General features: G+C 72.5%; 15 protein-coding genes. 6 read left to right on the top strand and 9 right to left on the bottom strand.

Annotation, left to right across the window (positions count from 1 at the left end):
* Positions 1-171 precede the first annotated feature (171 nt).
* Entirely contained in the window at positions 172-1,416 is a 1,245-nt protein-coding gene (locus ABIA35_RS35745) for a ParB N-terminal domain-containing protein (protein ID WP_370360886.1), read from the top strand.
* A 106-nt stretch (positions 1,417-1,522) separates the two neighbouring features.
* On the opposite strand, the gene ABIA35_RS35740 is transcribed toward ABIA35_RS35745, so the two are convergent.
* The 8 genes from ABIA35_RS35740 to ABIA35_RS35705 are packed head-to-tail and all read right to left on the bottom strand — an operon-like array spanning position 1,523 to position 16,757.
* Positions 1,523-3,145, bottom strand: a complete 1,623-nt coding sequence (locus tag ABIA35_RS35740; protein ID WP_370360885.1) for a (2,3-dihydroxybenzoyl)adenylate synthase — start codon at positions 3,143-3,145, stop codon at positions 1,523-1,525.
* 43 nt (positions 3,146-3,188) lie between these two features.
* A complete protein-coding gene (locus ABIA35_RS35735) occupies positions 3,189-4,397 on the bottom strand; it encodes a cytochrome P450 (RefSeq protein WP_370360884.1) in 1,209 nt (402 codons plus the stop codon).
* Between the two features lie 11 nt (positions 4,398-4,408).
* Positions 4,409-5,620, bottom strand: coding sequence for a cytochrome P450 (locus tag ABIA35_RS35730; RefSeq protein WP_370360883.1), 1,212 nt, complete (start codon positions 5,618-5,620; stop codon positions 4,409-4,411).
* 5 nt (positions 5,621-5,625) lie between these two features.
* On the bottom strand, positions 5,626-6,429 hold the full coding sequence (locus tag ABIA35_RS35725) for a thioesterase II family protein (RefSeq protein ID WP_370343404.1): 804 nt from the start codon (positions 6,427-6,429) through the stop codon (positions 5,626-5,628).
* A complete protein-coding gene (locus ABIA35_RS35720; RefSeq protein ID WP_370360882.1) occupies positions 6,426-7,505 on the bottom strand; it encodes a saccharopine dehydrogenase NADP-binding domain-containing protein in 1,080 nt (359 codons plus the stop codon). Before ABIA35_RS35720 ends, ABIA35_RS35725 begins: the two co-directional genes overlap by 4 nt.
* Positions 7,502-12,148: an amino acid adenylation domain-containing protein gene (locus tag ABIA35_RS35715; protein ID WP_370360881.1), complete on the bottom strand. Its 4,647-nt coding sequence runs from the start codon at positions 12,146-12,148 to the stop codon at positions 7,502-7,504. Before ABIA35_RS35715 ends, ABIA35_RS35720 begins: the two co-directional genes overlap by 4 nt.
* The gene (locus ABIA35_RS35710) at positions 12,145-15,858 is read right to left on the bottom strand and encodes an amino acid adenylation domain-containing protein (RefSeq protein ID WP_370360880.1); all 3,714 of its coding nucleotides are present in this window, start codon (positions 15,856-15,858) and stop codon (positions 12,145-12,147) included. The genes ABIA35_RS35715 and ABIA35_RS35710 overlap by 4 nt, the downstream gene beginning before the upstream one ends.
* Positions 15,855-16,757: a hypothetical protein gene (locus ABIA35_RS35705; protein ID WP_370360879.1), complete on the bottom strand. Its 903-nt coding sequence runs from the start codon at positions 16,755-16,757 to the stop codon at positions 15,855-15,857. Before ABIA35_RS35705 ends, ABIA35_RS35710 begins: the two co-directional genes overlap by 4 nt.
* Before the next feature lie 82 nt (positions 16,758-16,839).
* On the opposite strand from ABIA35_RS35705, the gene ABIA35_RS35700 reads away from it, so the two are divergent.
* The 3 genes from ABIA35_RS35700 to ABIA35_RS35690 all read left to right on the top strand — a co-directional run bounded on the left by ABIA35_RS35700 (position 16,840) and on the right by ABIA35_RS35690 (position 19,951).
* Positions 16,840-17,670 (top strand): SDR family NAD(P)-dependent oxidoreductase, encoded by an 831-nt coding sequence (locus ABIA35_RS35700; RefSeq protein WP_370343398.1) that lies wholly within the window; start codon positions 16,840-16,842, stop codon positions 17,668-17,670.
* A gap of 1 nt (position 17,671) precedes the next feature.
* Positions 17,672-18,751 carry an LLM class flavin-dependent oxidoreductase gene (locus tag ABIA35_RS35695; protein ID WP_370360878.1) on the top strand — a complete coding sequence of 360 codons (1,080 nt, stop codon included), beginning with the start codon at positions 17,672-17,674 and terminating at the stop codon, positions 18,749-18,751.
* 282 nt (positions 18,752-19,033) lie between these two features.
* Entirely contained in the window at positions 19,034-19,951 is a 918-nt protein-coding gene (locus tag ABIA35_RS35690; protein WP_370343395.1) for a thioesterase family protein, read from the top strand.
* Between the two features lie 40 nt (positions 19,952-19,991).
* Here the strand turns inward: ABIA35_RS35690 and ABIA35_RS35685 are convergent, their stop codons facing one another.
* Positions 19,992-21,068 (bottom strand): N-acetyltransferase family protein, encoded by a 1,077-nt coding sequence (locus ABIA35_RS35685; RefSeq protein WP_370360877.1) that lies wholly within the window; start codon positions 21,066-21,068, stop codon positions 19,992-19,994.
* 88 nt (positions 21,069-21,156) lie between these two features.
* On the opposite strand from ABIA35_RS35685, the gene ABIA35_RS35680 reads away from it, so the two are divergent.
* Both ABIA35_RS35680 and ABIA35_RS35675 read left to right on the top strand, forming a co-directional pair.
* A complete protein-coding gene (locus ABIA35_RS35680) occupies positions 21,157-22,641 on the top strand; it encodes an aspartate aminotransferase family protein (protein WP_370360876.1) in 1,485 nt (494 codons plus the stop codon).
* A gap of 14 nt (positions 22,642-22,655) precedes the next feature.
* A complete protein-coding gene (locus tag ABIA35_RS35675; RefSeq protein ID WP_370360875.1) occupies positions 22,656-24,173 on the top strand; it encodes a GMC family oxidoreductase in 1,518 nt (505 codons plus the stop codon).
* Positions 24,174-24,294 lie beyond the last annotated feature (121 nt).

The following is a 24,294-nucleotide window of genomic DNA, read 5'->3' as shown; positions in this document are numbered from 1 at the left end:
CCGGCTTCCGCCGAGGATTATCCGGCCGGGGACGGGATATGTACCATATCCGTCTCAACCACGATTAACTCTTCTTGACCGTGACCAGGCGGGCCGATGATGCTGGCCGGGTCAGACCTCGCATATGTGTGCCGATCTCCACGCCGTCGTCGAGAAAGGAACCCGCCGCCCATGGCACGACTCAGTGAAATCGCGATCCTGAGCGACACCGTGCACTGGTTCGACGGCGACGGCCTGGATTCACCCAAGCCCCCCGCGGATCGTCCGGGCGACTTATCGGCGTTCACCGGATGGCAGCCGGCTCCCCCGGTGCCGTGCCCGATCGCGGCGGCGAAGGCGGCCGGCACCCAGCCGGCGCTCACCCTGGTCGCCCCGGACGCCTCTGACGCATCTGACGCATCTAAAACCTCTGACACCCCCGACGACTCTGACGACTCTGACGCCCCGCAGGCTCCGGCAGCGCCGGCGGGCTCCGAGGACCTCGTCGAGCTGCTGATCGGGGACCTGCTCCCGGCCGACTCGCCGCGCCTGGCCGGCGAGGACACGCAGCACGTGCAGATCCTGGCCGAGGCCTACACCGAACTGCCCCCGATCCTCGTGCACCGGCGGACCCTGCGCGTGATCGACGGGATGCACCGGCTGCGCGCGGCGATGCTGCGCGGCGAGCAGACGATCACGGCCCGGATGTGCGACGTCGAGGCGGACGCCGCCTTCGTGATGGCGGTCGAGGCCAACGTCTCGCACGGCCTGCCGCTGTCCCTGGCCGACCGCGAGGCCGCCGCCGCCCGCATCCTGCTCTCGCACCCGCAGTGGTCGGACCGGGCCATAGCGAACGTCACCGGCCTGTCGCCCAAGACCGTCAGCGGCATCCGGCGCCGCGAGGGCGACCTGCCCGAGGCCCCGACCAGCCGCATCGGCCGCGACGGACGCTCGCGCCCGGTGAACGGCGCGGACCGCCGCCGCCGCGCCAGCGAACTGTTCGCCGCCAGCCCCGACGCCTCGGTCCGCGACGTGGCCACCGAGGCCGGCATCTCCCCCGGCACCGCCCGCGACGTCCGCGACCGCATGCGCCGCGGCGAGGACCCGCTGCCCCCGGGACAGCGCAACGTCGAGGTCCGGCCGCAGTCCATGACCCTGGAACGCCATCTGCGCCGCTGGACCTCCAGCCGCGTCAGCCAGGTCCGCGACCGCGGCACGGTCCTGCGCAGCCTGCGCCGCGACCCCTCGGTCCGCTTCACCGACTCCGGCCGCGAAGTGCTGCGCTGGCTCGACACCCGGGCCGGCGGCGCCGGCGGCTGGGAGTCGGTGGTGTACCTGCTGCCGCCGCACTGCGCGTTCATGGTCGCGGATCTGGCGTGCGCGATAGCGATGGAATGGCTGGAAGTCGCCGAGCAGTTGCGCAGCGATCCCGAGTAGAAGGTCAGCAGCGAATCAGGGCCGGTCCTCAAGGGACCGGCCCTGATTGCTCACTCAGGTTGCTCATTCACGGTGCTCGTTCACGGTGCTCGTTCAGGCCACTCAGTCAGAAAGCCGCGATTCGCACCTGCTCGGTCGCGAGGCGCGCCAGCTCGGCCTTGTTCACCTTGCCCACCCGGGTGTGCGGGAACTCCTTGGTGAACGCCACCTGGTCCGGCAGCTTGAACGCCGCCACCCCGCGCTCCAGCAGGAACCTGCGAAGCTCGGCCAGCGTCAGCGGGGCGTCGGCCCCGTCGGCGGCGATGACCCAGGCGCAGCTCTTCTCCCCCAGCACCTCGTCCGCGACGCCGACCACCGACACGTCCCGCACGCCGGGATGTGCCAGCAGATGATCCTCGACCTCGGCCGGGGAGACCTTCTCGCCGCCGCGGTTGATCACGTCCTTGATACGACCCTCGACCACCATGTCGCCGGCCGGGGTGAGCCGGACCAGATCGCCGGTGTGGAACCATCCGTCGGCGGTGAAGGTGCGGGCGTTGTGCTCCTCGGCGCGGTAGTAGCCGCGGATGGTGTAGGGGCCGCGGGTCACCAGTTCGCCGATCTCGCCTTGCCCGACCGGCACCCCGTCGGCGTCGACGACTTTCACCTCGTCGTCGTGTTCGCACATCGGGCGGCCAGTGCTGGGGAAGACCACGTCGTCGGGCTCGCCGGGGCGGGTGTAGGTGAGCAGTCCTTCGGCCATGCCGAACCAGTGGGTGACCTCGCAGCCCAACTCGGGGCGGATCCGGCGGGCCACCTCCAGCGGCAGCTTCGCCGAGCCGATCTGCAGCAGCACGCCGGAGACGTCCACGTCGAACAGCGGTGCCGCGTCCAGCCACAGCTTCACCAGCGGCGGCATCAGGGTCGTGAGAGTCACCCGGTGCCGGGCGATCAGCCCGAACGCCTCGTCCGGCGCGGCCCCGCCGGCCAGCACCGTCAGGCCGCCGGCCAGGTAGGTGCCCAGCACGCCGGGGCAGCCGAGCGCGGCGTTGTGCGCCACCGGCAGCGCGGCCAGGTAGGCGCTGCCGGAGCCCACGCCGAGGCCCTGCGCGGTGGCCCGCAGCTGGTAGGCGTAGTCGTCGTGAGTGCGCGGGATCAGCTTGGGCAGCCCGGTCGTGCCGCCGGAGAGCAGGAAGAAGGCCACGTCGCCGGGGTCGGGCGCGGGCAGTTCCCGGACCGGCGCCTCGATGGCGCCCAGCGCGAGGAACTCCTCGGGCTCGCCGGCCACGATCACGTGCTCCAGCCGCACCCGGCCGCACACTTCGCGGGCCAGCTTCCGGTAGTCGAACCCGCGATACCGGCCCGGGACGACGTAGGCGACGGCATCAGACATCTGACACAGGTATTCGATCTCGCTGGCCCGGTGCGCCGGCAGCGCGTAGACCGGGAGCGCGCCGAGCCGGAACAGCGCCAGCGACAGCGTCAGGAACTGCGGGATGTTCGGCAGCTGCACCACGACCCGGTCCCCGGGACGCAGCCCGAGGTCGTGCAGCCCGGCGGCCATGCGGTCGGCCACGGTGTCCACGGCGGCGAACGTCCACTCCTCGCGGCCGGACACCAGCGCGGTGCGGTCCTCGTTGCCGGGGACCGCGTCGCGCAGCACGTCGCCCAGCGCCTGTCCGCGCCAGTAGCCGAGCCGGCGATAGCGCTCGGCGTCCTCGGCCGGCCAGGGTACGCATCCGGTCAGCATTCTCAGGCCTCCTGGCGGTCGCAGCGTTGGAATGAGGGTTCTGCTACGCGGGCGTCAGGATCATCGGCACGCTGGCGTAGCCACGGAAACTGGGGCTGGGACGGCGGATCGCCGGGCCGTCGGGCCGCACGTCGGCGAACCCGCGCACCAGGCGCCCGAACACCGCGACCGCCTCGGCCCGGGCCAGCGCCGCGCCCACGCAGTGGTGGATGCCGCCGCCGCCGAAACTCAGGTGCGGGTTGGGATCGCGCCCCACGTCGAGCCGGTCCGGGTCCGGGAACCTGGCCGGGTCCCGGTTGGCCGAGCCGATCAGCAGGACCAGGATGCGGCCGGCCCGGATCGTGCGTCCAGCCACCTGCACCGGCTCGCGTGTCAGGCGACTCTTGACCTGGACCGGCGCGTCGTAGCGCAGGAACTCCTCGACCGCCGAGGGCACCAGCGCCGGATCGGCACGCAGCCGGGCCAGCTCGCCGGGGTGCGCCAGCAGCGCCGCGCAGCCGGTGGCCAGCAGGTCGGTGGTGGTGGCGAAGCCGGCGAACAGCAGGAAGACCACGTTGTCGACGAGGTCGTCCAGGCTCGGCGCGCCGTCAGCGGAGCTCTGAGAGGAAACCAGCCGCGAGACGAGGTCGTCGCGCGGGGCGCACCGGCGGCGTTCGAAGAGGTCGACGACCAGCGTGCGCAGCCACGTCACGGCCTCATGCGCGGCGGGTCGGTCGACCTCGGGCAGGAAGGTCGCGAAGGCCCGCGACAGGGCCAGGGCCCGTGGCCGGACTTCGTCGAGGCAGTCCGGTTCCAGGCCCACGAAGTCGGCCAGCACCCGGATCGGCAGTACGTGCGCCAGATCCGCGACGCCGTCCAGACGTGCGCCGTCCCGCGCCGGGGCCAGTGCGCGCTCGACGATCGCCGCGATCGTCTCGCCGCGTTCGCGCACCGCCAGCGGCGTGAACGCCTGCCCGATGAGCCGGCGCAGCACAGTGTGTCTCGGCGGGTCGCGGTTGAGGACGATCCGGCCGAAGAAATCGGCCAGCGGTCCGGCTCCCAGCGCGATGCGGTGGTAGTCGGCGTCGTATTCGCTGCCCAGGCGCGGATCGCGGACCAGTTCCATCACGTCGGCGTACCGGGTCACCACCCACTGCGCCGGGCCGCCGCGACACAGCGCGCCGCTCTCGCGCAGCCGTGCGTAGGTCGGATACGGATCCTGCTGTACGTCCGGGTCGAGCGGATCGAAGCGCGGGGCAAGGATCTGGTTCATGACGCCTCTCCCTACGCCGGCACCACGGTCAGCGGCACGTTGGCGAAGGCCCGGAACCCGGGCCGCAGCTGCCGCACTGCGGGCCCGGCCGGCTCCAAAGCGGCCAGCCGGCCGATCCGGTCGAAGACCGCGCACAGCTCGGCGCGCGCCAAGGCGGCCCCGATGCAGCGGTGGTGTCCGCCGCCGAAGCTCTGGTGCGGGTTCGGGTGCCGCCCGACGTCGATGCGCGCCGGGTCGTCGAACTGCCGCTCGTCGTGGTTGGCCGAGCCCAGCAGCAGGACCACGATCCGGCCGGGCCGCAGCACGCGGCCGCCGAACGGGATCGGGACCAGCGCGTGCCGGAGTTTGACCTGGATCGGCGCGTCGTAGCGCAGGAACTCCTCGACCGCCGAGGGCACCAGCGCCGGGTCCTCGCGCAGCCGGGCCAGCTGGTCCGGCAGTTCGGAGAGCACCTGGCAGCCGGTCGCGATGGTGCTCATCGTGGTCTCGTAGCCGGCGAACAAGGTGAACAGGACGTTCTCGATGATCTCGTCGTCGGTGAGCCGGTCGGTGCCATCAATGCCATCAGTGCCGTCGCGGGCCGCCGCCAGCCGGGAGAGCATGTCGCGGCCGCCGGGCGCCGCGCGGCGCTCGTCCAGCAGAGTATTGAGATAGTCGCGCAGCCACATGACCGAGTCGTGGGCGGCCTGGCGTTCGTCCGGACCCAGGACGGCGGCGAAGGCCTTGGCCACGTCGATGGCGCGCCGGCCGACCTCGGTCAGGTCGCCGGCGTCGATGCCGACCAGTTCGCCCAGCACCCGCAACGGAAGCGGATGCGCGAGGTCGGTGACGGCGTCGAAGGGTTCGCCGTCCATGGCCGGGGCCAGCAGCTCCTCGACGATCCGGACGATGGCCGGGGTCAGGTCGCGGGCCAGTCCCGGCGAGATCGCCCGGCCCATCAGGCGGCGCAGCCGGGTGTGGTCCGGCGGGTCCTGGTTGAGGATGACGCGCTGGAAGAAGTCGCTGGCCGGACCGCTGCCGATGGTCGGACGGTGGTGGTCGTCGGAGAAGTTGCCGGACAGCCGCTTGTCGGCCATGAACCTGGCCACGTCGGCGAAGCGGGGCACGACCCACTGGCCGGGGCCGCCACGGCCGAGCGGACCCGCGGCGCGCAGTTCGGCGTAGACCGGGTAGGGATCGGCGACGACCGCCGGGTCGTAGAGGTCGAATTTGGGCGGCAGCACGGATCCTAGTGACGGCACAGGTCTGCCCTCCCGCCCGGCAGCGGGCCGGGCCCTGGCGCGCCGAGCCGGTCCGCGACCAGCTCCAGCACGGCGGTGCGCTGCGGAACGAGGTAGAAGTGGTCGCCGGCGAACTCGTGCAGCGCCCACGCGCCCGCCGTGGCCGCCGCCCAGGCCTTGGTCGCGACCGGACTGACATCGGGGTCGTCGTCGCCGATCAGCGCTTCCACCGGGCAGCGCAGCCGGCGGTCGGGATCGGGGACGTAGTGGGCGGCGGCGCGGTAGTCGCCCCGCAGGCCCACGAGGATGGTCTCGCACGCGCGCGGATCGTCGATGACGTCGGCCGGGGTGGCGCCGAGCCGGCGCAGTTCATCCAGCAGGCTCTCATCGGACAGGTGCGGGCGGCGGCGGGCTTGCGCGTCGCGGGCCGGCGGGCTCGACAGGAACAGGGCTCTGATGTCCAGGCCCTGATCCTCCATCCGCAGTGCGGTCTCGAAGGCGACCAGGGCGCCCAGGCTGTGGCCGAACAGGGCGATGTCCCGGTCCAGGCGGCCGTCCAGGGCCTTCAGGATCGCCTCGGCCAGCTGGTGCACGTCGTCGATGCAGGGTTCGCGCAGCCGGTCCAGGCGGCCGGGGTACTGCACCGCGACCAGTTCGACGTCCGGCGGCAGCAGGGCGCCCCAGGCCCGGAAGAAGGTGGCCGAGCCGCCAGCGTGCGGGAAGGCGACCAGGACGGTCTGCGCCTCGGGCCGCGGGTGCGCGATGCGCAGCCAGCGTCCGCTGGCGTAGCGGCCGGGGCGGGGCGCGCTCACAGCTCACCCTCCTCGAAGCCTGATGCGTCCTGCGGCCCGGCCACCGTCTCGTAGATCTCGATCGCCTGCACAGCCGCGGCGGTCCGCAACCGTTCCACGGCCCACAGCGGATCCAGCACGTCCGCGGCGAAGTGCACGCCGGACGGCACGGCACCGTCCAGGACCGCGCACGCCGCCAGCGCGACGGTGGCTCCGGTGAGCTCGCTGGCGCCGTGGCCGGAGAGCACCAGAGCAGCTCGGGTCCCGTCGCGCGCGTCGAGGTGGAACACCAGGCGCTGATGGGGATCGCGGCCGAGCAGGTCCAGGTCGGCGGCGGCGGTGAGGCGGTCGATGCCGTCATCGCTCCCGTCGTTCTTGTCGCCGGCCGGTTCGGCGAGCGCGGCGAGCAGGTGCTTGCCGAGGAAGACGTTGTAGAAGGTCAGATCGCTGATCCGCAGTCGCCGGGCCAGGCGCTCCATCTCGGTGCTGAGGTAGGGGTGGGCGGCGGCCGCGTCGGGGAAGTGCGGGAGGTCGACGTCGAACAGCGGGGACAACGTCTGCTCGCTGCGGCGGCCGGCGCGCCAGGCCTGGTTGGGGCGGCCGAAGCCGTTGTGGAGGGAGGCGAGGTAGTCGGCGGCGGCGACGGCGGTGAAGCGGTCACGACCGCCGACGTAGCCGGTGAGCGAAGTCAGCGCGGCACCCGTGCCGACCGCCAAGGCCCGAGGCAGCAGTCCGGTCAGGCCGGGAAGCATGCCCGCTGACAGGACAACGGTTTTCGCGACCGTGTCTACCTCGGCCAGGAGATCGTGGACCGGATCATCGCCGCCGGGATCGACATAGTGCGAGCCGGCAGCCAGCGCCGCACGCGCGACCCGGTCCAGGACCCGGTAGGAGGGCCCGGCGCAGTTGACCGTGACCTCCACCTGGTCGCAGAACGCTGCCAGGGCATCGCCGTCGTCCAGGTCCAGCACCACGTCGGCGCGCGCCGCATCCCGTCCCGCGACCAGCACCGGCCCGCGTCCCCAGGCGGCCAGCTGCGCGGCGGCGGCGCGGCCGACCGCGCCGTAGCCGCCGATGAGGCCGACGGCCGCCTTCACGGCGCCGGCCGAAGCTGGGCGGCGAGGGTCAGCACCGAGGGCCCTTCCAGGATCAGCCGCAGCAGCACGGCGAAGTCCACCGGTTTGGCCTCCGGGACGTGGTCGAGCAGGGCGGTGGTGAGCCGGGTGGCCAGCAGCGAGTCGCCGCCGGCCTCGAAGAAGCCCAGGGTGCGGCCCACGCGGGGCAGGGCCAGGACCTCCTCCCATTGGCGGGCGATCCGGCGTTCCAGGTCGTCGGCGAGTTCATCGGCTTCGCCGGTGTCGCCGTCGGCGCGGTCCTGCGCCGTCTTCGGGATCAGGCTGCCGAGGCGCTCGCGGTCGGTCTTGCCGTTGGCGGTCAGCGGGAGCCGGTCCAGGACGTGCACCGCTCCGGGCACCATCGCCGCAGGCAGCCGGACCGCGGCCTCGTCCAGGATCCGGTGCGGATCAAGGCGGATCCGGTCGGTCTTGACCTGCTCGGCGTAGACGCGAAGCCCGGTCCCGGACAGCGCGTCGTCGTCGCGGGGCAGGGCGAAGGCCAGTTCGTCGCCGGAGCGGGCGAGCAGGCGCAGCCAGTCCTCGTGGCCGACGAAGGTCTGGTCCTTGCCGCGCCGCAGGTCGGCGAAGTCCCCGGCGCTGCCCTCGTCGATGAGCAGCAGCTCCATCGAGGTCATGATCTGGTAGTGGTCGCGGGTCATCTCGGCGAACAGCAGCCAGCCGCCGGGCGCGAGCAGCTCGCGCAGCGTGGCCAGCGTCCGGCCGACGTGGTGGGTGGCGTGCATGACGTCGCCGAGCAGGATCACGTCGAAGGAGTTCGCCGCCATCCCCTGGGCGCGGTAGTCGGTGTCGACGTCGAACGTGGCGTACCGGACCCAGGGGTAGGCCTGGAAGGTGGTGCGCGCCGCGCCGAGGAAGAACTGGGACAGGTCGGTGAACAGATAGTCGACCTCGTACCCGGCCAGAGCGGGTATGACGTCGCGGCTGGTCCCGCCGACGCCGGCGCCGACTTCGAGGATACGCAGCGGCCGTGTCCGCTCCGGAGAGCCCGCGAGATGGCAGATCGCGGCGGTCAGGACCTGGTTGGCCCAGCGGTTGAACAGGGTCACGTTGTACAAGGACTCTGTGACGTCGGTCCGTCCCTGGGGGAACAGCAGTTGCACGGCGTCGGCGCCGTCGCTGCGGAGCACTTCGGGAAGCCGGCCGGTGCTGGCCTTGAAGTAGTCGTGGACCTTGACCGAGGCGGGGTCGAAGCGGGCCTGGAGGGCGTCGGCCTCGTCCCAGCCGGCGGCGATGGCGGCAGCGGCATCGGAGTCGTAGGAGGTCAGGCTGCTGTAGGTCTCCGTAGCCGGGTCGTAGCTCAGCAGGCCGTTGTCGGCCAGGGCCCGCAGCCAGCGCCGGACCACGCGCCGGTTGCGGGACGCGGTCTGCATCCGGTCCTGGACTTCCTGCGAGGTGTGCGCCTCGCCGGGTCCGAACAGGCCGCCTTCGCGGAAAGCGGCCAGCATCGACTGCAACGCCAGAGCGTCCAGGTGGCGCAGGTAGGCGACGTAGCCTTCGCGATCGACGTCCGCCACGACCTCCTCGCCGGCGTGTTCGGCGATCCGGGCGAGTTCGGCGCGCGCCGGGACGTCGGCGGTGACGGCATCGGCCGACCGGGGGCCGCCGGCGACGAAGCCGACGAGCTTGCGGTCGAAGGGCCCGGTGCCGTCCGTCACCACCGCGGCCTCGGCGACGCCGGGCTGGGCCAGCAGCGCGGCCTCGATCTCGGCCAGCTCGATGCGGTGGCCGCGGATCTTCACCTGCGTGTCCTCGCGGCCGAGGAACTCGATCTCGCCGTCGGGCATATAGCGGCCGAGGTCCCCGGTGCGGTACAGCCGCCGACCGGTGCGCGGATCGACGATGAAGCGGGCCGCGGTGCGTTCGGGGTCGCCGAGATATCCGGCGGCCAGGCCCACGCCGCCGATGTACAGCTCGCCGGTGACGCCGTCGGGGCAGTCGCGCAGCCAGGGGTCCAGGACGTGAAAGGTCTGATTCGCCAGCGGCTTGCCGTACGGGATGCTGCGCGCGCCCTCGGGCACCTCGCCGACCGGATGCCAGATCGACCAGATCGCGGCCTCGGTGGCACCGCCGAGGCTGATCACCGCGAGGCCGGGGATTCGCCGGCGGGCCCGGTCGGGCAGCGTCACCGGGATCCAGTCGCCGCTGAGCAGTGCCAAGCGCAGGGATCCGACGGCGGCTTCGGCGTCGGCATCAGCATCGGCGTCGGACTCCAGGTAGTCGGTGAGCATCTGCATCTGGGCGGGCACCGAGTTCCAGACGGTGACGCCGTTCTCGGCGACGACCTGCGCCCAGTGCGTCGGGTCGCCGCGCCGCTCATGGTCGGGCAGCACCAGCCGGCCGCCGGCGCCTAGGACGCCGAAGATGTCGTAGACCGACAGGTCGAAGCCCAGGTTCGCCAGGCCCAGGACGCTGTCACTGCGGCCGACGCCGAAGCGGGCATTGATGTCCTCGATGGTGTTCAGGGCACTGCGATGGGTGATCTGGACGCCCTTCGGCGCGCCGGTCGAGCCGGATGTGTAGATCACGTAGGCGATGGAATCGGGGGTGGCGGTCTCGGCCGAGATCACGTGAAATGCGGGATCGACGAGCGCCGCCACTTCGTCGATCGCATGGCGCCGGATCTGTGTTCGCTCAGGCCATTCGGGGCCGTCGAGCAGCCAGCTTTGGGTGAGGACGTCGCGCACGCCGGCGTCGGCGAGCATCAGGTTTCTGCGAGCGGGGGGCTGGGTGCTGTCGATGGGCAGATAGGTACGCCCGGCCAGCAGCGCGCCGAGCACGCCGATGACTTGTTCCGGCCCGCGATCCATCACGACCGCGACCGGGGCGTCCGACTCTGTTCCCAACTCCCGCGCCACGGCGGCAGCGCGCCCCAGCAATTCGCCGTAGGTGACCGTGCCCGATGCGCTGATCACGGCTGGCTGGTCCGGCCGGTTCCGGGCTTGGTCCAGCAATGCGTGGTGCAGCAAGGCGTTCTGCGTGCGTGCTTCGATCTCGGCGTCGCCGGTGTCGTTCGCTTCGCGGCGACGTTCGGCCTGTGCAGCCGGCAGCGGCAGCTCGGCCGGGATGTCCCACGCCGATTCCTCGGCGGCCAGGCGCAGCAGCAATGCTTCGAAGGCCTCGAACATGGCGTCGACCAGGCCGGGCGGGAACACGCCGTCGCGCACGTCCCAGTTCACCGCCAGCGCGCCGCCGCGCACCATGACCTGGCAGTCGATCCACACCTGCGGGGTCTGGGTGAGCCCGGCGGCCAGGGTCGCGTCGCGCCAGAAGCGGGGCTCGCGGCCCTCGTCGTTCAGGGCGATGGCGCTGGTGAAGACCACCGGCATCAGCGCGGCGGCACGTCCGCGGCGTCGGCCGACCTCGCGCAGCACCTCCACGCCGGAGTAGGACAGGTGGTCCATGTCGGCCCACAGCTGCGCCTGGGTCTGGCGGGCCCGCGCGGTGAAGGCGGCGTCCGGGTCCTGGGCGACTTCGAGCACGTCGACCGTCGTGAAGTCGCCGACCAGCGCCTCGACCTGCGGGTGCAGCGGGAGCCGGTTGAGCAGGGTGACGCTGAGGCAGAACCGGTCCTGGCGGGTCCAGCGGCCCAGGGTCTCGGCGTAGGCGGCCAGCACCGCGCCGGACGGGGTCAGCCCGCGCGCGGCGCAGTGTGCGCGCAACGCCGCCCACTGCTGCGGCGCCAGCTCGGTCTGCCGGCGGCGGAAGGCCACCGATCCGCGGGTCTGGGGCCGGTCCAGCATGGGCAGTGCGGGGGCGGTGGGCAGGGTGTCGATGCGCCCGCGCCAGTAGTCACGGGCCCGCAGGTAGCCGCGCCGGTCGCGGCGGCGGCGCTCGGCCACGGCGTAGTCGCGGTAGGTGACTTCGAGCTCTGCCAGGGGCTGCTCGGGGGTGTGGTAGAGCTCGTACAGCTCGTCCAGCAGCAGCTGGATGCTCATGAAGTCGGCGATCAGCAGGTCGAAGGACAGGTGCAGGACGGCGCCGGTGCCGGTCAGGCTGGCCCGGACGTCGAACAGCGGCCAGTGGTCGGGCTGGTAGTCCCGGCGGCACAGCTGCTCGCGGACCTCCAGCACTGCCTCGGCGGCGGCGTCGGGGACGTGCGAGCGCAGGTCCAGGACCGGCATGTCGTAGCGCGGGACCTCGGCCAGTACCTGCTGGTGGCCCCGCTCGTCGACGACCGCGCGGAGCATCGGGTGCCGGTCGATCAGGGCCTGCCAGGCGGCGGCGATGCGGGGGGCGTCGAACTCGGCGTCGTTGAAGACGGCTTCGAGATAGACCTGGCAGCCGACGTCGCCGTAGTCCAGGGCACTGCTGCGACCGAGTAGATATGCGGCCTGGACGTCGGTCAGGGGAAAGGGTGAGTGCGCGTTTGCCGGGTCGGGCACGAGCTGCTCGCCGGAGACGTCGTCCCGCAGGAACTCGGCCAGGGCGGTGCGGTGCGCGCGCAGCGTAGTACGGTCCTGGTCGGTCAGGGCGCCGACCGGGGCGCGGAAGCGGATCTGGCCGCCGTCCTCCCACAGCTGGACGCCGACTGATTCCAGGCGCGCGACGAGCGCCGCCAGATCCACATCGGTCTCGATCACGGTGTCGGTCACGGTGTCGGTCACAGGACCCCCTCCTCCATCGGCACCCCGTCGGGCCGGTCGGCGACCACGGCCGCCAACTCGCCGATGGTGGGCGCGTCGAACAGCTGGCGCAGTGAGATGTCCCAGCCGGTGGCGCGGCGCGTCTCCTGAATGAAACGGGTGGCGAGCAGGCTGTCCCCGCCCAGGGTGAAGAAGCTCTGGTCGCGGCCGACGTCGGCGACGTCCAGCAGCCGGCTCCAGATCTCCGACAGGGCCTGCTCGACCGGCCCGGCCGGCGGTGCGGCGGCGCCGCTCCCGACCGGGCGGCGCTCGGCGAGCAGCCGGGCGATCGCGGCCCGGTCGATCTTGCCGTTCGGGCTCAGCGGCAGGTCTGTGAGCACGGCGACGTGCTCGGGGATCATGTACGAGGGCAGACGTTCGGCGAGCACAGCGCGTAGGCGGGCGACGAGGTGGCGGATGTCGGTATCGCCGGCGCCGCTGCTTCGGGCACTGCCGGCACCGTTGGCGCCGCTGCTTCCGGCACCGCCGGCACCGGCACCGCCACCGCCGGTTCCGGCACTGTCAGCGCCGCCGGCACCGGCGCCCTCACCGCCGCCGTCGCCGGCCGCGACCGAGACCGCGACGGCCAGCTGCCGGCGGCCCCGCTCCCCGATGCCCACCGCGACCGCTCGCTCGACGCCGGGGCACGCGTGGCATGCCGCCTCCACCTCGCCCAACTCGATGCGGTGGCCGCGGATCTTCACCTGGTGGTCGTCGCGGCCGAGGAACTCCAGCAGCCCGTCGGGGCGGTAGCGAGCGATGTCGCCGGTGCGGTACCAGCGCGTGCCGTCGTGCTCGACGAACTGCCGGCGCGTCCGTTCGGCATCGCCGTGATAGCCCAGCGCCACCGAGGCGCCGCCGATCCACAGCTCGCCGGGCACCCAGTCGGGGCGGTCGCGGCCCAGGCCGTCCACGACCCGGCAGCGGACGTTGCCCAGCGGCGTGCCCCAGGGCACCGACACCCAATCAGGCGGTAGGCGATCTACCTGGTACCAGGTGGAGTGGATCGCGGTCTCGGTGGTCCCGCCGAGCGCGGCCAGCCTGCTGCCGGGGGCCTGGACCGCCAGGCGTCCGGCCAGGTCCAGGCCGGGCCAGTCGCCGCCGACCAGTGCCCAGCGCAATGCGCCCAGGCCGCCGGCGGACTCGTCGTCGGCCTCGGCGGCCATCAGCAGCATGTCGAGCAGCGCCGGCACGGTCTGCCACAGCGTGACGTCCCACCACCGGACCAGGTCCAGCCAGCGCCGCGCGTCCCGGCGCTCCTCCTCGTTGATCAGCACCGCGGCGCCGCCGACGGAGAGCACCCCGAACAGGTCGTACACGGAGAGGTCGAAGTCGAGCGCTGATACCGCCAGAATCCGGTCCTGCGGGCCGATCCCGCAGCGGGTGTTGATATCGGTGACGGTGTTCACCGCCGCCGCGTGCGGGATCAGCACGCCCTTCGGCGTGCCGGTGGAGCCGGAGGTGAACAGCAGGTAGGCCGGCTGGTCGCCGGAGACCTTCGGCAGCTCCCCCTCGCCGGGCGCGGCGGGAGCCCCGAAGACCACCTGGTCGATGCCCTCGGGCGGATCGGGCAGGTCGTCGTCGCTGATCACCAGGCGCACCCCGGCGGCGGCGTACACGTGGTCGCGGCGGGCCGCCGGCTGGTCGACGCCGACCGGGACGTAACAGCAGCCGGCCATCAGGACCCCGAGAACGGCGATCACCTGGGCCGGGCCCTTGGGCAGCGTGACGGCCACCGGCTCGCTCGGCCGGACGCCGGATTCCAGCAGTTGCAGGGCCAGGCCGCGAGCGCAGCCGGCCAGCTCGCCGTAAGTCATGGTGCTGTCGTCGCACCAAGCCAGGGCCAGCCGTTCCGGCGCGGCCTCGGCGCAGGCCAGGAACGGCTCGAACAGCGCCACCGACGGCACCGGCGTCGCGGTGTCGTTGACCCGGGCGCGGGTCCGCGCCTGCGCTGTGGGCAGGGCCGCCGGCAGCGGATCGCTCCAGTCGGAATCCGGATCCAGCAGCCAGCGGATCGCCGCGACGTAGGCCTCGAACATGGCGTCCAGGCAGCCGGCCGGGAACAGCGGCTCCACCGCGTCCCAGTTCAGCAGCAGCCGGCCGTCGTCCTCGGTGGCCTGGTGGTCCAGCCAGACCTGCGCGGTCTGCGAGATCATCCATGTCAAGGAGCCGAATTGCGCGCGCACGTCGGGGCCGAACAGATCGCCGAGCCCGAGCGCGCTGGTGAACACCACCGGCGCCGACGGCATCGTGCCGGGGCGGCGCCGGGCCAGGTCGCGCAGCACTGCGACGCCGGGATAGGCGGCGTGCCGGACGTCTGCGCGGAAGCTCTCCTGGAGCCGGCGAGCCTGCTCGGCGAACGCGGCCTGGTCGGTGCCGTCCACGGCCAGCAGGAGCAGTCCGGTGAAGTCGCCGATCAGGCCGGTCACGTCGGGGTGCACCGGACGCCGGTCGAACAGCGGCAGGTTCAGCAGGAAGCGCTGGTCCACCGACCAGCGGCCGACGACGTCGGCGAACGCGGCCGCCAGCGCCATCGCGACCGTCACCCGGTGCTCGCGGCACAGCTCGCGCAGCCGCGTGTACTCGGCCTCGGACAGCCAGTGCTCGCGCCGGCCCACGCGCGGGGCCTTGAGCGCGGCGGGATCGACGGCCAGCGGCAGCTGCGGCGCCGCGGGCAGGGTGTCGAGGCGGTCCCGCCAGTACGCCGAGGCCTGCTCGGCGGCCTGCTCGCCCTCGGCGGCGGTGTCGCGCTGGTAGCGCGCGGTGTCGTAGGCCAGGGGCGGCAGCTCGACGTCGGGATCGGCGTAGAGCCGGGCCAGCTCCCCGAGCAGGATGCGGAAGCTCCAGGCGTCGGCGACGAGCATGTCGACGTTCACGTGCAGCCGGCAGCGGCCGTCGGGCAGGCAGGAGACCTGGATGTCGAAGACCTCGCCGGAGTCCACGGCCATGCGCCGGTGGGACTCGCGGTCGCGGACCGCCCGCAGGGTGCGGGCGGCGTCCTCGGCGCCGGCGCCGCTGAGGTCATGGCGGGTGACGCCGGGCCACGGGCTGCTGGGCAGGATCTGCTGCCGGCCGTCCTCCAGGAACTGCGCGCGCAGCATCGGGTGGCGGCGGGTGAGCAGGCGCGCGGCGTGCTCCAGGCGGCCGGCGTCCAGGTGGGCGCTGTCGAACTCGCAGTAGAAGTGGCTGGCGACGGACAGCGGGTGGCCGCCCATGCGGCCGACCCAGTACGCGTGCTGCATCGTCGCCAGCGGGAAGGGCTCGCCGGCTTTGGAGGAGAGTCCGGGGGCTGCGATGTTCGCGCATTCTTCGAGGGCTGCGATGTTCGCGAGTTTCTCGGGAGCTGCGATGCGCGCAATTTCTTCGGGGACTGCGATGTTCGCGAGTTCTTCGGGGGCTGCGTGGCAGGCGTCGTCGGCGTCGTCGGCGGAGCCGCCGGCCCCCACCAGCTCGAGCCAGGCCCCCAGCGTCGGCTCGTCCATCAGCTCGGCCGCCGTGACCTCGGCGCCGGCCCCGATCAGCCGGTTGGCCAGCCGCATGATGCCGATCGAGTCCAGGCCCGCGCCGATCAGGTCCTCGGCGTCGTCCAGGTCGGCGCAGTCGTTCCCGAGCAGCGCGACGACCGCGTCCCGCAGCCCCGCGGGGGTCAGCAGGGCCGCGGACTCGATGCGCTCGGACGGATGTGTACTCATCGCCTCATGTCTCTCACTTCGCGGCGGACAGCGGCAACGGAGCCAACTGTGGATCCTCCACAGTCGCGCTCACTTCGAGGGGCGGTCCGCGCGGCCGGGACGTTGTGCTCGCGCCAGCCGAAGCCGGTCCGGCCGTCCGGGCCGCGCACGGCGGCCATCGAGCGGGTCAGGATGCTGTGACGTCCGTCGGGGGCGGTCAGGGTGAGCGGGACGGCGGCCAGGTCTTCGAACACGAACCAGCGGCCGTCGAGGGTGATCCGGGTGCCTGCTTGGGTTTCAGCGCCTGTGTCCACCTCGGCGAGGAGAACCGGACGTGCCTTTCCGCCGAGGGGCAGCAGGTAGCCATCCGGGGCGATACGACCGCGCGCCTCCAGCCGGGTGGCCTGGAAGCGTTCGCCGTCGTCGAGCCAGCCGGCACACCAGTGCCAGCCCAGCCGCCACCAGTCGCGGACGCCCCAGGAGTGGTCCCGCTGGCCGGGGCCGTCGACCGCCAGGGTGTCGCCGCCGACGGTGACCGCGCCGCGGGCCCATCCGGGCTGCTCGTAGCGGTTGCCGCGGCCGTACTCGTGCGGCGGGGCGGTCGGGGACCAGCGGATGTTGAGGGCGAAGCCGTCGCCGGTGGCGGTCAGGTGCCAGTCCTCGTCCGGTCCTGGGCCGACGCTCATCCGCAGAGTGCTGTCGTCGAGGCGGAAGGGGGCGTCGTCGGGAAGCGAGCCGGGGAGCTCGAGCGCGGCCCCGGCGACCTTCCGGTCCTGGCCCACGACGTAGGCCCACCACCAGGTCTGCCCCAGATGCGGATACTCCCCGACCCGGACGAACCCGCCGGCCGAGCCGTCCCTGGAGACGAAGTCGAAGTACCAGGACCGGGACCACAACGGCTGTGCCTGCTCGATACGCACGCGCCAACGGTGCGGGCCGTGCGGGAACGGGTCAACGTCGGCGGTGTCGCGCGGCGGCGGGGCCGAGCCATCCTTGGTGGCCGTGGCGAACGAGGGTGGTTCGAGCGGTGGTTCGAGTAGTGACCCGAGCGGTGGTTCGAGCACTGACACCGCCGTCCCGGCGCCGGTGGCCGTCGTCACCGGGGCCGGATCCGGGGTCGGCCGGGAACTGGCGCTGGCGCTGGCGAAGACGGGCTGGCGGCTGGTGCTGGTCGGGCGGCGGGCCGAGCGGTTGGCCCAGACTGCGGAGTTGGCCCAGGCTGCGGCCGCGATGCCAACCGAAACCGTGCATCTGATCCCCGCCGACGTCGGCGCCCCGGACAGCGCGCAGCGGATCGTTTCCGAGACCCTGCAACGCTTCGGGCGCCTGGACGCCCTCGTGAACAACGCCGGTCTGGCCCGCTTCGGCACGCTGGACCGCGCCACCGAGGCGGACGTCGAGGCGATGGTGCGGACCAACTTCCTGGGGCCGCTGGCCCTGATCCGCGCCGCCGCCCCGGAACTGTCACGCCGCGAGGGCAGCGTCGTCAACGTCGGCTCCATCGGCGGGATGCTGGCGCTGCCGGGGCGCGCGACGTACGGCGCGAGCAAGGCCGCGCTGCACCACCTGACCCGGTCGCTGGCGCGCGAACTCGCGCCCCGGGTGCGGGTGAACACGGTCGCCCCCGGCGCACTGGACACCGAGATCTACGACGACCTCGGCTTCGGGCCGCAGGAGACGGAAGCCCTGCGCGCGGAGATGATCCGGACCACGCCGCTGGGCCGGATGGGGACGCCGCAGGACGTCGTCCCGTGGATCGAGCTCCTGCTCAGCCGGGCGGGGGCATGGGTGACCGGGAGTCTCCTGGTCATAGACGGCGGGCGGTCTTGCTGACATGCGACCTGTGACATACGGCGTGCTCACCCTCGGCGACAACCTGGCCGATCCCCACACCGGCGCCACGCCGCCGGTCGAGCAGCGCTACCGGGAGATCGTCGGGCTCGCGGTGCGGGCCGAGGAGCTCGGCTTCGACGGCTTCTACGTGGGCGAACACCATTTCTGCGACTACACGGTCGCCTCACCGGCGGTGCTGCTGGCCACGATCGCGGCGCGCACGGAGCGGATCCGGCTGGGCACCGGCGTCGCGCTGCTGCCCAACCACGACCCGGTCCGCGCCGCCGAGGACTACGCGACGCTCGACGTGCTCTCCGGCGGCCGGCTGGACCTGGTGGTCGGACGCGGGCTGCTGCGCCGCACGTACACGGACTTCGGCCTGGACCCGGACGCCTCCCGGGAGATCTTCGAGGAGAAGCTGGGGCTGCTGGTCGAGCTCTGGTCGGGGCGGCCGGTCACGTGGAAGGGTGAGTATCGCAGCGCCCTGCAAGACGTGGTGCTGCGGCCCGCGCCGCGGCAGGGGCCCAGGCCGCCGCTGTGGATCGCCGGCGGATCCTCGTTCGGATCCGTGGACACCGCCGCGGACGGCGGCTTCGGCCTCATCCTGCCCGCGCTGGTCCCGCCGCCGTCGGTGTTCCGCCCGCTGGCCTCCCGCTACCGGGAACGCGCCGAGGCCTCCGGGTACGGCGCGGCGGCCTCCCGCCTCGGCCTGTGCAGCCACGTCCACGTCGCCGCCACCTCCCAGCAGGCGAAGGAGCGCTGGCGGCCGTACCACCTGAACTACTTCTCCTGGCTGCTGGGCACCCTGATGCCCTGGGGCGGCATGAACGTGGGCCGCGGCCGCTCGGAATTCGGCATCCCGGCCTTCGAGGACCTGATCGCCGGACCCTCGATCTGCGGCAGCCCGGCCGAGGTCGCGGACAAGATGGGGCAGATCTCGGAGATGCTGGGCCTGGACGGCTACCTGACCATGTTCGACCACGGCGGGATCCCGGCCGCCCTGGCGGAGGAGAGCATGGGGCTGCTGGCCACGGAGGTGCTGCCGCAACTGCGGGGGGCTGCCGCGGCCAGCGCGGGGTGACCGCGACCGAGTCAGGGGACGGACAAGCGGGCGGCAGGCGGCAGGCGATCGGCAGCTGGCGGCTGGCGGCTGGCTGCCACCTGCCGGCCGGCGCATTGCTGCTTCGGCGAGCAGCCTCCAGGCCGCTTCTGGCTGCCCGCAGATCGCCGCTCGCCGCTCGCCGCCATATTCGGGCCGCCACCGCGTGGCTGATTTCGCGCTGTGCGGCTGTCCCCTGCCCACTTGAGCCCCGAGCAACTGTGGAGCTTCCACACTCGAGCCCCGTCTCAGTACAAACGTCGCATGCCCACACTCGAAGAACAGACAGCAGTCCAACGCGTCGGAGACGGGAAGTACCGCGGCGAGGTGTCCACGGAGTGGAAGATGTGGGTGCCCGTCGGAGGCTACCTCGCGTCGATCGCGCTCCAGGCCGCCCGGGCGGAGAGCAACCTGGCCCGGCCCGCCAGCCTGACCTGCCACTACCTGGCCGAGGCCCAGTTCGGCCCGGTCGACATCGAGGTCGCCAAGCTGCGCGACACCGAGCAGTCCGAGTCGTTCGAGGTGCGGATGATCCAGGAGGGCAAGACCATCCTGGCCGCGCTCATCTGGGCCGTGCCGACCGGCTCCTACGGGCCGCACGTCAGCTGGCTGGAGCCGCCGGAGGTGCCGCCGCCGGACGACCTGCCCAACATCGTGCTGGACGACGACGTGATCGCCATGATGGGCGACGAGCCGTTCTGGAAGAACTTCGAGATCCGGCCGGTCCGGCTCGGGCACACGGTCCCGGTGGCCGAGGGCCTGAGCAAGGAGGAGCTCAAGCTCGCGCCCAAGCGGCACGCCCGGATCCGGGCCTGGGACCGGTTCATGAACGGCGCCACGTACCCCGACCCGTGGATGGAGGCCTGCCGCTACCTGATCATCTCCGACGTCTCGCAGTTCCCGACCGTGGCCACCCCCTTCACCCCGCCGCTGCCCTTCGTGGCGCCGACGCTGGACCTGACGGTGGAGTTCCACAACTTCGCGCCGGAGTCGGAGTGGCTGCTGATCGAGGGCGTGGGCAGCGCCGCCGCCGACGGCCTGATCGGGGCGCACGCGACGCTGTGGACCCGCGAGGGCGAGATCGTGGCCACCGCGAAGTCGCACATGACGTTCCTGGACCTGTCGGCCCCGGCCTCGCCGGCCGAGACCAAGACGTGGTTCGAGGCCACTGCGGCCGAGTGAGCAGCGCGCCTGATCCGGGCGCGCGCCTGATCGGCATCCGTCAGCGGAAATCCCGCCGGTAGATCAGGTACGTCGCCCGGATCCGCGCACCGAGCCGCTCGGCGGTACGCCGCGAGGCCCAGTTGTCCGCCAGCACCATCGTGTATCCCAGGTGCGTGGCCCCCATCCGGTACTGAGCCAGAAAGGACTGCGCGGTCAAGGCCAGACCCAGGCCTTGGCCGCGCATCTGTGCCCGGACCCCGACGCCGAAGAACCGCAGCCCCTCCCACGGCGCCAGCACCCGGCCCGGCGCCAGCCGCGCCAGTCCGGACAGAGTCGGACCGCACGAGGCGACGCCCATCGGCCGGCCGTCCCGGTAGGCCACCACGGAGAAGTCGTCCATGCCGCGGGGACCTGCGAAGGCGAAGGTCTGCTCGAACTCCTCCTCCGGGGTCGGCGTCATGCCCCAGCTGTCGGCGAACGCCTCGTTCCACGTCCGCGCGAAGTCCTCGATCCGCCGCTCCGGTGCCACCTCGCCCAGCGGCACCAGGCGGAACCCGCGGGCCCGCGCCTCTTCGACGATCCGCTCCCAGCGCGCCACGTGCTCCGGCGTCGCCTCGGCCACGTAGTCCAGGCAGGACTTCTCCACGCCGAACCCGGCCTCGTGCAGCAGCGTGTGGTACCCGGGCGGGTTGTGCCGGACCGGCAGCGGCGGCAGCGATTCGTAGTCGTCGACGACGAACGGCAGGTCCGGTCCGGCCCCGAGGCCGGCACGCGCCGCCGTGGCTCCGCGCGAGCGCAGCCAGTCGCAGGCCTCGTTCATCAGAGTCCTGATCGACTCGACCCGGCCCGGGAGCGCTTCGAACAGGCTCAGGTGCCCGACGCCGTCGTCCCATCGCCGCCGGTACGCGGCGTCGTCGACGGCCACGACGCGGGCGGCGATCCGGCCGTCCTCGCGGGCCACCAGCGGACGGACCTCGCGCTCGTGCGCATCAGGGCCCTGTCCGGAGACGAAGGGCAGCTGCATCGGGGCCAGCACGGGCCAGGAGGCCGTGCGCTCGGCGTTCACCTCGTCGGCGAAGCGCAGGAAGGCGGTCAGCTCACGCCGGGTTCGGGGCTGCTCGACGGTGACGGTCACCGGGCGATCGTCGGGCGGGCAACGGAGGAGCCGCAATGGCGGGCCGCTCCCTTGACGGTCGGTGGCCTCGCCGGACATAAGGGACCCTGTGACTGCGGACAGCAGAACGACAGCGGACAGCAGGACGACAGCCGACGGCAGAGCGACAGCCGACAACAGAGCGAGCTTCGACCCGGCGACGCACCCCTTCTGGCACGGCTTCGCGCCGATGGGCTTCGTGCTCGGCCAGGCCGGCCCGGACGACATGTGGGTGCGCGGCGAGGGCTCCTGGCTCGTCGACGCCCAAGGGAACCGCTGCCTGGACGCGCGCTCCGGCATCGGCAACATGAACCTCGGCTACAGCCGCGAGGACATCGCGCAGGCCATGTATCAGCAGGCCCGGGAGCTGCCGTTCGTGTGCACGATGCGCTGGGAGCAGGCGGTGCCGGTCGCGGTGGACTACGCCCGCGCACTGGTCGACGCCGCGCCGGCGGGCATCACCCGGGTCCGGTTCACCCACACGGGCAGCGCCGCGGTGGAGTCGGCCGTGCTGATGGCCCGCGGGTACCAACGCAACGTCGGCCGGCGCAAGAAGCGCACCGTCGTCGCGTTGGACGGCAGCTTCCACGGCAGCACCCTGACCGCGATGGCCACCGGCGGGCAGCGGATCCTGCACCGGTTCTTCGGGCCGATGCCCGAGGGGTTCGCGCACGTGCCGCTGCCGGACATGGCCTCGTGTCCGCGATGCCGTGACGAGGCGAGCACCGACAAGACCGGCACCAACCGGGCGAGCACCGCCGAGGCGACGTGCGGCTCCGGCATGCTGGCGGCTCTGCGGGAGCTGGACCCCGACCAGCTGGCGGCGGTGTTCGTGGAGCCGGTGAAGGGCGTCAGCGGCGTGCCGCTGCCGGACCACTTCCTGCGGGAGCTGCGGGAATTCTGCACCGCGCACGGGATCCTGCTCGTCTTCGACGAGGTCTTCACGGCCTTCGGCCGGACCGGCGCGATGTTCGCCGCCGAACTGTCCGGCGTGACGCCCGACGTGATGTGTTTCGCCAAGGCGATCACGGCCGGCTACGCGGCCCTCGGCGCGGTGGCGGTGACCGACGAGGTCTACGGCGCCTTCGACATCTCCTCCACATCAGCCTTCTCCCATGCCTCCAGCACCGACGCCCATCCGGTGGCCTGCGCCGCCGCCCTGGCCGCGCTGCGGGTCTATCAGCAGGAGGACGTGGTGGCGCAGGGGCGCGCGATGGGAGCGCGCTTGGCACACGCGCTGTCCGAAGCGCTGTCCGGCTCGCCGCGCCTGGGCGCCGTGCGGCAGCTCGGCGCCTACGTGGGCCTGGACCTGCTCGACGCCGGAGGACGTCCGGCCGGGATGCCGATGAAGCGGCACCTGGAAGCGCGCTGTCGGCAAGCCGGGCTGCTGATCGACTACACGCCCGACACCGTCATGCTCATCCCACCGCTGACCACTCCCCCGCAGGACGTCGACTTCCTGGCCGCGACCCTGGCCGAGGTGGTCCTGGCGTTCCGTGAATCAGACATCGACGAGTCCACACTGCGTCCGGCCACTTTGCGCGGGCACAGGTAGCAGGAGGCGGGGATATGGCCGCGCGGCAAGGATTCGACGTCGTCGTCCTCGGCGGCGGCACAGCCGGCGCGGTCGTGGCGGCGCGGCTCTCGGAAGACCCGGCACGCCGGGTGCTGCTGGTGGAGGCGGGGCCGGACTACCCGGCGGCCGAGACGCCGGAAGCGGTACGCGGCGCGGACTTCCTGCGCGCAGCAGGGCTGCGGCAGCTGCGCTGGCCGAACATCAGGGCCCTGTTGACCGAGGCCGGTCCGGAGCGGCCGTACCTGTGCGGACGCGGGATCGGCGGCAGCTCGGTGATCAACGGGCAGTCCGCGATCCGCGGTCTCCCGGACGACTTCGACAGGTGGGGCGTGCCGGGCTGGTCCTGGGCCGACGTCGCGCCGGTGTTCCAGCGCCTGGAGGACGACGCCGACTTCGGCGACCACCCCGGTCACGGCACCGGCGGCCCGGTGCCGGTGTCCCGGTCGCCGCGGCACCTCTGGGGGACGGCCAGCCAGGCGCTCGCAGCGGCGGCCGTCGGCCTGGGCCATGCTCAGGATCCTGATATTAACGCCCCGGGCAGCACCGGGGTCTCGCCGGTGGCCTGGAACCGGCGGGGCGGGATGCGGGTGTCGATGAAAGACGCCTACATCGAACCGGCGAGGGGACGCCCGAACCTGTGCATCAGGCCCGACACGCTGGCGGTGCGGCTGCGCTTCCATCAGGACCGCTTCGTCGGGGTGGATCTGGCGGGCGCCGACGGGGTCGACATGGTGCGCGCGGAATGCGCCGTGGTCTGCCTCGGCGCCGTGCACTCGTCGGCGCTGCTGCTGCGCTCGGGCATCGGGCCGGCGTGCGATCTGCGCGCGCTGGGTGTGCCGGTCGTCGCCGATGTTCCCGGGGTCGGCCTGCATCTCCAGGACCATCCGACTGTCTGGCTGAGGTTCCCGGCCGGTCCGGATGTTTCGGGGGCGCAGGCGCAGGCGTCACCGGGTCACTGTGCTCTGCGTTTCTCCTCTCATACGTGCGGTGCGCCAGAGGACGATCTGCAGATCTACGTCAGCGATCCGTCGGGGACGACAGCGGGGGTCATGGCCGCTCTGCTGGACCCGCGTTCCACCGGACGGGTTCGGTTGCGCTCCGCGGATCCGTCGGCCGAGCCGGAAGTGGCGTTCCGGATGCTGGCCGCGCGGGCCGACGTCGACCGGATGACCGCGAGCCTGATGGAGGCGGCGCGGATTCTGGAGCATCCGGAGTTCAAAGCGGTCATGGCCGGGCCGGCGCGGCTGGCCACGACGCCGGTCGAGGAGGCGTTGGCGGACCCGGATCTGCCGCGGCTGCTGCGCCGTGCCCTCGTCCCCTATCACCACGCGACCGGCGGCTGCCGGATGGGGTCGGACGCGGCGGCGGTGCTCGACCCGAACGGCGCCGTGCGGGGCGTGGCGGGCGTGATCGTCGCGGACGCCTCGGTGATGCCGCGGACGGTGCGGGCGCCCACGCACCTGAGCACGGTAATGATTGCCGAGCGCATCAGCAGCCTGATGCCGACCTAGAACATGCGGGCCTAGAACATGCGGGCCTAGTGCAGCGCCGCATTGATCCTTCGGGGGTCATGCGGCTTTGAGTGGGCTGCCGTCGTAGGTCCAGCGGTAGGGCTTGGCGTCGTGTTCGTCG

This window comes from Catenulispora sp. MAP12-49 (assembly GCF_041262705.1).
Lineage (GTDB): Bacteria > Actinomycetota > Actinomycetes > Streptomycetales > Catenulisporaceae > Catenulispora.
This window is presented reverse-complemented; position numbering and strand designations above follow the sequence as displayed.